The organism is Streptomyces sp. WM6372 (genome assembly GCF_001279655.1).
Taxonomy (GTDB): Bacteria; Actinomycetota; Actinomycetes; order Streptomycetales; family Streptomycetaceae; genus Streptomyces.
In genome coordinates this window covers 51,986-64,304 of the sequence record NZ_LGDB01000199.1, presented here as the reverse complement: position 1 = coordinate 64,304, position 12,319 = coordinate 51,986, and the positions used below count along the sequence as shown (strand labels likewise).

The following is a 12,319-nucleotide window of genomic DNA, read 5'->3' as shown; positions in this document are numbered from 1 at the left end:
ATGAACAGACGGACAAGGTTGCTCCGGTACGGCCTCTTCACCGTGGTCGCCGCCCTGATGGCCACGGTCTTACCCCCGTCCTCGGTGGCGGGTGCGGCGGACCCCTGCGGTCCCGGTACCAACGCCATCGTGTGCGAGAACTCCAAGCCGGGCACGCCGATGTCCGACTGGTTCTCGCCCAGCGCCTACGGGGACATCAAGGGCTTCAGCGCCCAGATGAGCGTCCAGGCGGGCGAGACCGTGCAGTTCAAGGTGCAGTCGCCGACCCCGTACCGGGTGTCGGTCTACCGGCTGGGCCACTACGGGGGTGACGGGGCCCGCCTGATGTCGACCGCGGCGCAGGCGGCCCAGACCTACCCGGCGAACTTCCCCGCGGGCGGGAACCCGCGCAGCTGCACCACCAAGGCGGCCACCGGCCTGGTCGACTGCGGCAACTGGCCCGTGACCGCGACGTGGACCGTACCGGCCGACGCCGTGTCCGGCCTGTACATCGCCAACCTCGACCAGGCGGACGGCAACGGGGTGATGCCGTACCCGTTCGTCGTCCGCAACGACTCCAGCCACTCCGACGTCGTCGTGCAGACCAGCGACCAGACCTGGCAGGCGTACAACAACTACGGCGGCCAGGACCTGTACGACGGCGCCGGACCGGCGCCCGACGGCCGCGCGTACGAGGTGAGCTACAACCGGCCGATGGACATCGGCGGCGAGAACGGGATCTACGGGTCCGAGTACCAGATGATCTCGTGGCTGGAGCGCAACGGGTACGACGTGAGCTACATGTCCGGCATCGACATGTCGACGCGCGGCGCGACGCAGCTCAAGAACCACAAGGTCTTCATGTCCTCGGGCCACGACGAGTACTGGACCCAGGACCAGTTCACCAACGCGCTGAACGCGCGCCGCGCCGGGGTCCACCAGACGTACTTCAGCGGCAACGAGGTCTTCTGGAAGACCCGGCTCGCGCCCAGCATCGACGGCGCGGCCACGGCCAACCGGACGCTGGTCTGCTACAAGGAGACCAAGCTCTCCTTCCCCCAGCCCAACGGCGTCCCGGACCCGAGCGGGATCTGGACGGGCACCTTCATGGACCCGGCCAGCTCCACGAACGGACGGCCGTACCAGCCGCAGAACCAGCTGACCGGCTCGCTGTTCAGTGTGAACGGCTACCGCAGCGACGCGATCACCGTGCCCGGCGCGTTCGCCAAGATGCGGCTGTGGCGGGGCACCACCGTCGCGAGCCTGACCCCCTCCCAGACCGCCACCTTCCCGGCCGGCACGCTCGGCTACGAATGGGACAGCGACGTCGAGGACGCGGCGCGGCCGCCCGGGCAGATCGCGATGTCCTCCACCACGGTCGACATCAACGACGGCAAGCTCCGGCTCGACTACGGCAACACGTACGGGAACGGCACCGCGACGCACAGCCTGGTCGCCTTCCGCGACCCGACCTCGAACGCCCTGGTGTTCGGCGCGGGCACCGTGCAGTGGTCCTGGGGCCTGACCAACATGCCGACGGGCAACCCCGACGACACGGTGGTCACCGAGGACAAGCGGATGCAGCAGGCCACGGTGAACGTCTTCGCCGACATGGGCGTCCAGCCCAAGTCCCTGCAGAGCAACCTCATCGCGGCGAGCGCGTCCACGGACACCACGGGACCGGCCATCACCGTCACCAGCCCGGCGGCAGGCGCCACCGTGCCCGCACTGCGCCCGGTGACCATCACCGGCACCGCCACCGACAGCGGCGGCGGCGTGGTGGCCCGCGTGGAGGTCTCCACCGACAGCGGCACCACCTGGAAGGCGGCCACCGGTGTCGGCTCCTGGACCTACAAGTGGACCCCGACCACCCCGGGGCCCGTCCAGATCAAGGTCCGCGCGGTGGACGACAGCGTCAACATCGGTGCCACCACCACCGTGCCGCTGACCGTGGGACCCCAGCAGTGCCCCTGCACCGTCTGGCCGGCCGCGGCCGTACCGGGCACCGTCAACGCCGGTGACGGCAGCGCCGTCGAACTCGGCGTGAAGATCCGCTCCTCGGCGCCCGGCTCGATCACGGGCGTCCGCTTCTACAAGTCCCCGGCCAACACCGGCACCCACACCGGCAGCCTGTGGAGCAGCTCGGGCCAGCGCCTGGCCACCGGCACCTTCACCAACGAGACGGCGTCCGGCTGGCAGCAGCTGAACTTCGCCTCGCCGGTCCCGGTCAAGGCCAACACCACGTACATCGCCTCCTACTTCGCCCCGCACGGCGGATACTCCTTCGACAACACCTTCGCCTCCGCCGACGCGGGGCTCGCCCCGCTGACCGCGCTGCGCAGCGGCAGTGACGGGGGCAACGGCGTCTACCGCTACAGCGCCACGGGCGGGTTCCCGTCCACGGCCGCGTCCGGCAGCAACTACTGGGTCGACGCGGTCCTGGACACCTCCACCGCGAGCACGACGCCGCCCAGTGTCACCTCGATCACCCCGCAGTCCGCGGCGACCGGCACCGCGATCACCTCCGCGGTCAAAGCCACCTTCAGCGAGGGCATCGACTCCGACACCCTCTCCTTCACCCTGAAGGACCCGGGCGGCGCCACCGTCCCGGGCAGCAAGGTCCTCACCGCCTCCAACAGCGCCACCTTCACCCCGTCCACCGAGCTGGTGCTGAACTCCACCTACACGGCCTCGGTACAGGCCGCGGACCTGTGGGGCAACACCATGGCCGCGCCGGTCACCTGGACCTTCACCACCAGCGCGAGCCCGCCCACGGTGAACTGCCCCTGCACCCTGTGGGGACCCACCACCGAGCCGAGCACCGCCAACGTCGGCGACGACACCAACTCCGTCGAGCTGGGCACCCGCTTCCAGTCCGCGGTCGGCGGCTACGTCACCGGCATCACCTTCTACAAGGGCCCCGGGAACACCGGCACGCACACCGGCAGCCTGTGGTCGGCCGACGGCACCCTCCTCGCCACCGGCACCTTCGGCAGCGAGACCCTGTCCGGCTGGCAGCAGCTCCACTTCACCACCCCGGTGCCCATCACCGCGGGCACCGGCTACGTGGCCTCCTACCACGCGCCGAACGGCAAGTACTCCGTGGACGGGGGCTACTTCACGGCCGCGCACCGCTCCTACCCTCTGGTCGCCCCGGCCGACGGCAGCGGCGGCGCCAACGGCCTCTACAAGTACGGCGCTTCGGCGGCCTTCCCCACCAACACCTTCGGCTCGGTGAACTACTGGGTCGGCCCGGTCTTCACCACCACCGCGCCGAACGGCCTCGCGGCGGAGGGCTCGACGGAGGTGAGCGGCCAGTGAGTACCGTCAGCGTGGTGATCCCCTGCTACAAGTACGGCCACTTCCTGGCCGACTGCGTCAAGAGCGTCCTGGACGAACAGCCGGGCGTCGACGTACGGGTACTGATCATCGACGACGCCTCGCCCGACGACTCCGCGGACGTCGCACGGGCCCTCGCCGCCGCCGACCCGCGCATCGAGGTCCGGGTCCACGAGCGCAACCAGGGGCACATCGCCACCTACAACGAGGGCCTGCTGGAGTGGGCCGACGGGGACTACGTCGCCCTGCTCTCGGCCGACGACCGGCTGGTCCCCGGAGCCCTGGTGCGCGCCGCGGCCCTGCTCGACGCCCACCCCGAGGCCGGCTTCGCCTACGGCCGCCCGCTCCGGTTCCGGCACGGGGGACCGCTTCCCGCGGCCCGCACCCGGAGCACCGGCTCGGTGGTCTACCCCGGACGGTGGTGGCTGGAGCGGCGGTTCCGGGAGGGCACCGGGTGCATCACGTCGCCCGAGGTGGTCGTCCGTACCAGCCTCCAGCGCAAGGTCGGAGGCTACGACCCGCAGCTCCCGCACGCCGGCGACATCGAGATGTGGATGCGGCTCGCGGCCCACGCCGACGTGGGCTACGTCCGCGGGGCCGACCAGGCCTTCTACCGCGTCCACGGCAACAACATGTCCACCACCGACTTCGGCGGGCAGCTCGACGACCTGCGCCAGCGCCTCGTCGCCTTCGACTCGGTCCTGGACAAGTGCGCCGGACTGCTCCCGGAGGCCGGCCGGCTGTCGGCCCTGGCGCGGACCCGGCTCGCCCGGTACGCGCTGCGGCGCGCCTACCGCGCGTACGACCGCGGGCGCACCGGGGTGGTGCCGGTCGAGGAGCTGGAGGCGTTCGCCGCCGAGTGCCTGCCGCAGTACACCGGGCTCCCCGAGTACCGGGCGCTGCGCAGGCGGCGGCGGATCGGGGCCCGCGCGATGCCGTACCTCCAGCCGCTGGTGCTCTCGGCCGTCGCCGACCGGGGGCGCGAATGGCTCTGGTGGCAGTCCTGGAAACGCCGAGGGATTTGATGAACCAGCAGTACTCAGCGGGCCGCCGCGGTCACGAGGACCCGGCTCCCGGTTTCGCCCTCGTCCCCCGGACCGGTGTCGGCGCTCTCGCGCCGGCGCCGGTTCCGGCGCGTCACGAGCCGATCGCTCCACAGCGCGGCGGCCACCCCGCAGACCCCGGCCAGCAGGGCCGTCCCGGCCAGTGCGCGGCTCTTGGTCCCCGTCTGCGCCACCGCGGTCGGCGGCACGAGGAGGGTCACGCTCATCCGCGCCTTCTCCGGGATCTGCTGCTCGGCCTGCATGGCCGTGATGCGCTTCGTGTAGGCCTCGACGACCTTCAGCACGGCCAGGTTGGCGGCGGCGGGATCCGTGTGTTCCGCCTGTACCTGGAGCGAGGGGATCAGATAGCGGGGGGTGACGCTGGTGCCGCTGTTGCGCGGCATCAGCCGGTAGGTTCCGTCCACCCCGGCGGCGCGCAACTCGGCGGCCCCGGCGGGCGATTCCAGCCGCTGCACCGCCGCGTACGACACGGCGGCCAGCGGCGGCTGGAGATTGGCGAGCTGATTGGGCTGGCTGCCGGTGACCGGCGGCTTGAGCACGACGATCGCCGAGCTCACGTAGGTCTGGGTGGGGCGGAGCACCTGCACGGCCCCGGCGGCCGCGAGCGCCGCCACCAGGACCAGGACGTACCAGCGGCGGCGCAGCGTGCGGAACAACTCACCAGGCGACACAGGATTCCTTCCGTCGCGTTCGATCTTTCCAGGACGCCGGTTCACCCGCCATCGGTTCCGGCAGGCGCGAGGGGGCATTCGTGAGCATCGGTGAGATGGCCGCCGTGCTGCGGCGCCGCTGGTACGTGATGGTGCCCCTGACGGTGATCGGACTCCTCGCGGGCCTGCACCTGTACCGCTCGGTGCCCGTGGCGTACCAGTCGCAGAGCTCGGTGGCGCTGCTCGACTCCACGGCGGTGGCCGAACTGGCCCCTGCCTTCGGCAACCCCATCTCGAACGCGGGCGGTTCGCTGGTCGTCACCGCCGACGTGCTGATCAGGACCCTGTCCGGGGCGGACGCGGCGCGCGACCTGCACGGCCTCGGGGTGACCGACCCGTACACGGTCGGCTTCGCCGCGAACACCTCGGGCCCGATGCTCACGCTGACCGTCACGGGCACCGACCGGGCGAAGGTGCTCAAGGAGACCAGTACGCTCACCACCTTCGCCGGCGAGCAGCTCAACGCGCTCCAGGCGGCGGCCAAGGTGCAGCCCGCGTACTTCGTCCAGACGGCCCCGGTGGTGCTGCCGCAGACCCCGGTGCCCCAGCTCAAGAGCCGCTACCAGCAGGTGCTGGGGGTCGTCATCGCGAGCGTGACCGCCGGCTTCACGCTGTCCTTCGTGACGGAGACCCTGCTGGTGGCCCGCCGCCGCAGGCGCGAGGCGGCCGCCGCGGCCGGCGCACCCAAGGCACGCGTCCGCAGAAGGCTGCCGGGCCGGCAGCCGGACGCCACCGCGCTGCTCAGCGGCTACCTGGGGCTGGCCTTCTTCATCCCCTCGAACCTGACCCTCCCGGGCATGGGCGGGGTGGGCACCCCGGCCAACGTGTTCGCCCTCCTCGGCCTGTTCTGGTACCTGGCGACCTGGCTGACCGGCCGGATCCGGCCGGCCGCGGGCACCCGGCTGCCCCGGGTCGTGATGTGGCTGCTGGCCGTCTCCGTCCTGGCCTCGTACCTCGCGAACGCCACCCGGGGCAGCACCCACAAGGAGGTGCTCGGCGCGGACCGCGGCCTGATCGGACTGCTCGTCTGGGTGTCGATCGTGGTGCTGGTCTCCGCGGGCGTCCAGGACCGGGCCCGCCTCGACGTCCTGCTGCGCCGGGCCGTGGTGATGGGCTCGGTGGTCGCCGCCATCGGCTACTACGACTTCTTCACCGCCACGAACATCGCCGAACACATCAGCGTCCCCGGGCTCCACTCCAGCGTCGCGCAGATCACCACGCTCGACCGCGGGGCGTTCACCCGGCCGCGCTCCACCACCGCCCAGCCGCTGGAGTTCGGCGGCATGCTCGCCCTGATGCTGCCCTTCGCCGTCCAGCAGGCCTTCGACCCGGTCCGCGGCCACCTCAGCCGCTGGCGGCGCTGGGGGCCGGTGGCCCTCATGGGCGGGGCCCTGCCGCTGACCGTGTCGCGAACCTCCATCATCGGGGTGCTCATCGTGGTCCTGGTGATGGTGCCGCGCTGGAAGCCGCAGCGCCGCTGGACCGCGATCGGCCTGCTGCTCGGCTCCGTTGCCTGCTTCAAGGTCGCCGTACCCGGGCTGATCGGCACCATCACCACGCTCTTCGGGTCCTTCCTGTCGAACTCCGACAGCAGCACCCAGGCCCGTACCGTCAAGTACAGCGCGATCGTCCCCTACGTGGAGGAGCGCCCGCTGTTCGGGCGAGGCCTCGGGACCTTCACGCCGGACCTCTACTTCTTCACCGACAACCAGTACATGCTCACCCTGGCGGAGATGGGCCTGCTCGGCCTGCTCGCCCTCCTGGCGCTGTTCCTCACCGGGATCCACCAGGGCGGTGCCATCCGCCGCCTCGCCGCCGACGAGTCCGACCGGGAGCTCGGCCAGGCGTTCTTCGCCTCCGCCCTCGTCGCCCTCGTCAGCAGCGCCACCTTCGACGCCCTCAGCTTCCCGATGTTCGCCGGGATGTTCTTCCTGACGATCGCCGCCGGAGGCAGTTACCTCGGCTTCATCCGGCGCGGCGCGCCGCCGAAGCCCCCGACCGTGGAGTCCGCATGCCCTCCCGCCGCCACCCGGACCGATCTCGTACCGTCGGTCCCGTAGCCGTCCTCGTCGTCACCTGGAACAGCGCCCGGGTGCTGCCCGAGTTCCTCGCCTCCCTGCCCGACGGCATGGCCGGGCTCGACTGGCGCCTGGTCGTCGCCGACAACGACTCCGCCGACGACACCGTCGACGTGGTCCGCTCACTGGCACCGGAGGCGACGGTCGTCCAGACCGGCCGCAACGCCGGGTACGCGGCCGGGGTGAACGCCGCCCTGGAGGCCGCCGCCGCGTGGGAGGGCGGCTTCCGCGCCGCCCTCGTGTGCAATCCGGACATCCGGATGCGGCGGGGCTGCGCCGGACTCCTCGTCGACGCCCTCGACGCACCCCTGTCCGGCGGCCGCCGCGTCGGGATCAGCGTCCCGCTGCTCCACGAGGAGGACGGCACCCTCCAGCACTCGCTGCGCCGCGAATCGCGCGTCACCCGGGCCCTGGGGGAGGCGGTGATCGGCAACCGCCGGGCCGGGCGCTTCCCGCGCTGGAGCGAGCTGGTCACCGACCGGGCCGCGTACGAGCGGCCGACCGTCGCGGACTGGGCGACCGGCGCGCTCATGGCCCTCTCCCGGGACTGCCTGGACGCTTGCGGCGCCTGGGACGAATCCTTCTTCCTGTACTCGGAGGAGACCGAGTACTGCCTGCGGGCCGGGGACCGCGGCTTCGCCACCCGTCTCGAACCCGGCGCCCGCGCCGTCCACCTCGGCGGGGACTCGCAGGTCTCGCCCCGCCTGTGGACCTTGCTCACCCTCAACCGGGTACGGCTGTACGGCCGTCGGCACGGAGCGGCGGCGACCGCCGCTTTCCGCGGGGCCGTACTGCTGCGGGAGACCACCCGGGCCGCGCTCGGCCGGCCCGCGAGCCTGGCGGCCGCGCGGGCCCTGGTCAGCCCGTCCGCGCTGCGCGCCACGCCCGGCCCCTGAACCGGAAACCGGGTCACCCGGTGGGCGTCTGCCCGTCCCAGGCGGTGTAGAAGCTCTCCGGGTTGACCAGGTAGCGGACCGTGGGCCGGGGCACGTGCCGGACCTCGTGGCGGCGCGCGTAGCGGCGTACGAGCTCCCAGTCCTCGCGCGGCAGCACCTCGGGCGTACGCCGCAGCCGGCTGAAGTACAGGGACCGGGTGCGGCGCGCCACGAAGGCGTTCGTGTCGAGGAACGCCTCGTGCGCGGCCCGGTGGCGGTCGAACGGCACCGACAGCACGTCCCGTTCGGAGCCGTCGGGCAGCACCCGCCGCAGCGCGGTGTACACCGCCGCGGGGCCGCCGGGCGGCTCCAGCACCGCGAGGGCCTGCTCCAGGTGGTCGGGCTCCCACAGGTTGTCGTCGTCCAGGAAGGCCACGTACCGCGAGCGGGTCAGCCGTATCCCCACGTTGCGCACGACTCCGGCCGTGGCCGTGTTGCGCGCCAGCGACACCGCGAACAGCCGCGGGTCATGCGGCAGTTCGGGCAGACCGGCGCCGTCGTCGACCACGATGACCACCTGATCGGCGACGCTCTGCCCGAGAGCCGAGCGGACCGCCGCGCGCAGTGCCTCGGGACGCCGGTGGGTGGCGATCACGGTGGCCACCAGGGCGCTCGGCGGGCTGCCCAGGACGGCAGCGAGCCGGGCGGTCTCGGCGTCCTCGAAGAACCGCAACCGCACGGCGGAGGGGGCGAGCAGGACCTTGTTCCTGGCCTCGAAGAGCACCAGCCAGCCGAAGGCCCGCTTGAGCAGTTCCCAGGGGGCCCGGGCGATGCGGCGCATGATGGTCCTCTCGATTTCGAGCGTCAGGGGGATGGCTCGGGGACGACGGGCCGGCCGTCGGCCGTACGGTTGCCGCGCCACACGTTCCCGGCGCCGCCCGCGTTCCAGGCGGCGACCAGCCCGTAGGCGCCGGCGTTCGCGTGGTACTGGGCGGAGAACACGTTGTCCGTCACCTGGATGCCGGTCGCGCCGGGCCCGCCGCCGTACAGCGCGTACGCCCCGCCGGCCAGCCAGTTGCCGTCCACGACCACGGAGGAGACGTTGCCGGTGTCCGCGAAGAGCCCGATCGCGGCGCTGGCGCCCTGGTGCACGGGGACGGGGTTCAGGAGGGTGTTGTGACGGACGGTGAGGCGGCCCTTGTTGCCGCCGCCGCTGATGACGGCGTCGGTGTGCTGCCACTCGCCACCCTGGTTGCGGAAGGGGACGATGTCGTGCACGTAGTTGTCGTGGATCTCGCCCTGGCCCATCGAGAGGGCGTTGCCGAACACGGAGATGTCGCACCAGCCGACCTCGATCGGGCTGCCGCCCATGTTGGAGACCGCGTAGTCGACGCCGCCGTTGTCGGGGCCCTTGCCCGGTACGGCGGTGATGGTGGTGTGCAGGACGCGCAGGCCGCCGAAGCCGGGGCGGAGGTTGATCCCCCACCAGTTCGTGGAGGTGATCCGGCTGTCGATGACGGTGACGTCGTTGGCGTAGACGTCCAGGGAACCGCGGATGTCCCAGCCCTTGATGACCATGCCGTCGGTCTTCACGGACATGTCGCCCGTGTCGTGCCGCTCCAGCGCGATCCGCGGACCGGTGGTGCGGGCGTCGGGGAATCCGCAGGCGCCGGGCGAGGAGCAGGGGCCCCCGGGGCCCGGGCTCGTCCCCGGGGAGGGCGTGGCCGAGCCCGGAGGCGTACTGGCGGATGGACTTGGACCGCCCGATGCGGAGGGATCCGCGGAGGGGTCCGCGGAGGGCGAGGCGGACGGTGTGGGCCCGGGCGGGGGAGTGCCGCCGGGGCACTGGAGGGCGCTGTCGGGGCAGGGCCCGGCCGAGGGCTCGCCGACCCCGGTCCGGTCGGCGTCGTACAGCGCCAGTACGACGACCAGTACGAGCCCGGCCAGCAGCCAGGCCGTCAGGCGCCTCCGGTCGCGTGCCACGGCGGCTACGCCCCCGCCGCCGCGGTCGTACCGGCCGGCGCGGAGCCGCGCAGGAACCCGCGGCTCGGCAGCACGCACACGACGTAGCAGAGGGTGCCCGCGGCTCCGGTCGCGAGGAGCGCGAGGACACCATCGCCCAGGACCCGCTCCAGGCCGAGGACCACCGCGGCCATCACGGCGCCCCCGAGGAACGGCCAGGCGCAGGCCCGTGCCACGGTCCGCAAGGTCACGCCGCCGCGGTGCAGCGCGTAGAGGAACACCGGTACCACGACGGCGCAGGCCACCAGGACGTGTCCTTGGGCCACCCCCACGATCCCGCCCGCGCCGGCGCCGATCACCAGGGCCGGGACGAGGACGGCGAGCCACAGTCCCTGCACTCCGATGAGGGAGCGGCGCCGGCCGATGGCCACCAGGCAGTCGTACGCCAGCTCGCAGCCGATCCGGACCAGGCCGAGCGCCATCAGCCAGGGCAGCGCGGCGGCCGCGGGCAGCCAGCGGTCTCCGTAGACGAGCCCCACGATCGGAGCGGCCAGCGCGGCCAGCAGCACGCACAGCGGGACGGTGCCCGTCATCACGACGCCCAGGGCGCGGCCGAAGCCGCCGGCCAGCGCCCCCGGCGCATCGGCCAGCCGGGAGAACCCGGCGAAGGAGACGCGGCGGGCGGCCTCGGAGATGATCCGCACGGGCCAGCCGGAGATGTTGAAGGCGAGCACGTAGAAGCCGAGGGCCAGCTGGTCCAGGGCCGAACCCACCACCATGGTGTCGACGTTGACGACGCCGAGGGCGAGCATGCTGGCCCCGGCGAGCGGGAGCCCGAAGCGGAGCAGCGCCTTCGCCTGCTCCCGGTCCCAGCCGAACCTCAGGGTGCCGGGCGCGGCGAGGCAGCAGCCGAGGAGGGCGGCGGCGTTGCCGGCCACGGAGCCCCAGGCGAAGCTCATGGCGCCCCACCCCTGGACGGCCAGCAGCAGGGTCACACCGGTGCTGAGGACGAAGTTGACGCCGTCGATGGCCATCCGCTTGCCCTGCGCGAACTCCCGCGTGAGGAACCCGGCGGGCACCTGCGACAGACCGTCCAGGACCACGCACACGCACATCACCCGCAGGATCCCGGAGGCCTCGGGCGAGCCGAGCACCCGGGCCACGGCGGGAGCCGCCGCGAACAGGACGGCGTACAGCAGGCAGCTGGAGGTGGCGCTCAGGGTGAGCACGGTCGGGGCGAAGCGGCGCGGGTCGCCCTCCCAGCGCACGAGGGCGAGGGAGACGCCGAGCTCGTTCGCGGAGAGCAGCACCAGCAGCACCGTCTGGGCGATCCCGTACACGCCCCAGGCCTCGGGGCCGAGGAAGAAGCGGGCGAGGATGATGCCGGTGACGAAGTTGCCGAGGCGCATGACCACGGTGTTGACCAGGCTCCACCGGGCGGCGGAGCCGACCTTGCGCCCCAGCGAGGGCGCCTCGGACGGAGCGGCCCGGACACCGGCGTCCGTCCCGGTCCCGGCCCCGGTCCCGCTCACGGCGAGGCTCCGGCGGACGTCCGGGCGGTACGGGAGGCGCCGGCTCCGGAGTCGGCGGCGCCGGGCTCCGCCGCCGGCCCGGAGTCCCCGGCGGGGGCGGTCTCGGCCGGCGCGGGCCGGTGCCGGCCCGGCTTGTCCGACCTGCGGCGCCGCGCCTCGACGAAGAAGGTGGCCACCAGGCTCAGTACGAAGCCCAGCGCCCCCGCCATGATCAGGTACTGGAGCCGGGTCTTGGTCTGCGCCTCCGGCTTCTGGGGCGGGACGATCGTGGCCATGCGGATCATGGCCTCGGGCGTCACCGACTGCTGGGTCTGGAACTCCTGGAGCCGCTTCTCGGCGTAGGCGGTGAAGACCTGGTCCGACTTGAGGACGGCGGCCGGATCGGTTCCGGTGACGCTCAGCCACATGAAGGGCCCCTGCGCGTTGTCGGCGATCTTCGCCTCGTACGTCCCGGTGACGCCCCGGGTCTTGAGGTCGGCCCGGGAGTCGTCGGAGTTGAGGTTGCGGGCCAGGCCGTCGGCCATGCCGGTGAGCGAGGCCTGGGTGCTCAGGAAGGGGTTGCCGTCGAAGGCCACCGTGGCCTTCTTCGAGTTCAGCAGCGTCACCGTGCTCTGCGACCGGTACTCCACCGGGACGAGCACGTACACGCCCGCGATGAGCGCGGCCGTGAGCAGCAGTCCGGGCAGCAGCACGTACCAGCGCCTGCGCATGACCCGCCAGATCTCCGCGAGATCCATGGTCTTCCCCCTCGCGGCGGCGTCGTGTCGTCCACGCGCCGCC

General features: G+C 72.6%; 9 protein-coding genes. 4 read left to right on the top strand and 5 right to left on the bottom strand.

Annotated elements, in window-relative coordinates; all coding sequences use genetic code 11:
* Nucleotides 1-3,300 carry a DUF4082 domain-containing protein gene (locus tag ADK52_RS24225; protein WP_053691948.1) on the top strand — a complete coding sequence of 1,100 codons (3,300 nt, stop codon included), beginning with the start codon at nucleotides 1-3 and terminating at the stop codon, nucleotides 3,298-3,300.
* Nucleotides 3,297-4,343 (top strand): glycosyltransferase, encoded by a 1,047-nt coding sequence (locus ADK52_RS24220; RefSeq protein WP_053691947.1) that lies wholly within the window; start codon nucleotides 3,297-3,299, stop codon nucleotides 4,341-4,343. Before ADK52_RS24225 ends, ADK52_RS24220 begins: the two co-directional genes overlap by 4 nt.
* A 14-nt stretch (nucleotides 4,344-4,357) precedes the next feature.
* Here ADK52_RS24220 and ADK52_RS24215 read toward each other — a convergent pair whose 3' ends face one another.
* Complete coding sequence (locus tag ADK52_RS24215) at nucleotides 4,358-5,053, bottom strand: hypothetical protein (protein ID WP_199828544.1); 696 nt, start codon at nucleotides 5,051-5,053, stop codon at nucleotides 4,358-4,360.
* An 80-nt stretch (nucleotides 5,054-5,133) separates the two neighbouring features.
* Here ADK52_RS24215 and ADK52_RS24210 point away from each other — a divergent pair, with 80 nt between their 5' ends.
* Together ADK52_RS24210 and ADK52_RS24205 are read left to right on the top strand one after the other, a co-directional pair.
* Entirely contained in the window at nucleotides 5,134-7,152 is a 2,019-nt protein-coding gene (locus ADK52_RS24210; protein WP_053691946.1) for an O-antigen ligase family protein, read from the top strand.
* On the top strand, nucleotides 7,104-8,066 hold the full coding sequence (locus ADK52_RS24205) for a glycosyltransferase (protein WP_053691945.1): 963 nt from the start codon (nucleotides 7,104-7,106) through the stop codon (nucleotides 8,064-8,066). The genes ADK52_RS24210 and ADK52_RS24205 overlap by 49 nt, the downstream gene beginning before the upstream one ends.
* 13 nt (nucleotides 8,067-8,079) lie before the next feature.
* Here ADK52_RS24205 and ADK52_RS24200 read toward each other — a convergent pair whose 3' ends face one another.
* From ADK52_RS24200 to ADK52_RS24185, 4 genes are read right to left on the bottom strand one after another with little or no spacing between them, the layout of a single operon-like run.
* On the bottom strand, nucleotides 8,080-8,886 hold the full coding sequence (locus tag ADK52_RS24200) for a glycosyltransferase family 2 protein (protein WP_053691944.1): 807 nt from the start codon (nucleotides 8,884-8,886) through the stop codon (nucleotides 8,080-8,082).
* 23 nt (nucleotides 8,887-8,909) lie between these two features.
* A complete protein-coding gene (locus tag ADK52_RS24195; RefSeq protein ID WP_053691979.1) occupies nucleotides 8,910-10,028 on the bottom strand; it encodes a hypothetical protein in 1,119 nt (372 codons plus the stop codon).
* Nucleotides 10,029-10,033: 5 nt separating this feature from the next.
* Nucleotides 10,034-11,539, bottom strand: coding sequence for an oligosaccharide flippase family protein (locus ADK52_RS24190; protein ID WP_053691943.1), 1,506 nt, complete (start codon nucleotides 11,537-11,539; stop codon nucleotides 10,034-10,036).
* On the bottom strand, nucleotides 11,536-12,276 hold the full coding sequence (locus tag ADK52_RS24185) for a chain length determinant protein (RefSeq protein WP_234344203.1): 741 nt from the start codon (nucleotides 12,274-12,276) through the stop codon (nucleotides 11,536-11,538). Before ADK52_RS24185 ends, ADK52_RS24190 begins: the two co-directional genes overlap by 4 nt.
* Between the last annotated feature and the right edge of the window lie 43 nt (nucleotides 12,277-12,319).

Bases quoted from the DNA above. Each gene is read 5' to 3' on its own strand.
- ADK52_RS24205 (WP_053691945.1), top strand. From the start codon at position 7,104: ATGCCCTCCCGCCGCCACCCGGACCGATCTCGTACCGTCGGTCCCGTA.
- ADK52_RS24200 (WP_053691944.1), bottom strand. From the start codon at position 8,886: ATGCGCCGCATCGCCCGGGCCCCCTGGGAACTGCTCAAGCGGGCCTTC.
- ADK52_RS24225 (WP_053691948.1), top strand. From the start codon at position 1: ATGAACAGACGGACAAGGTTGCTCCGGTACGGCCTCTTCACCGTGGTC.
- ADK52_RS24185 (WP_234344203.1), bottom strand. From the start codon at position 12,276: ATGGATCTCGCGGAGATCTGGCGGGTCATGCGCAGGCGCTGGTACGTG.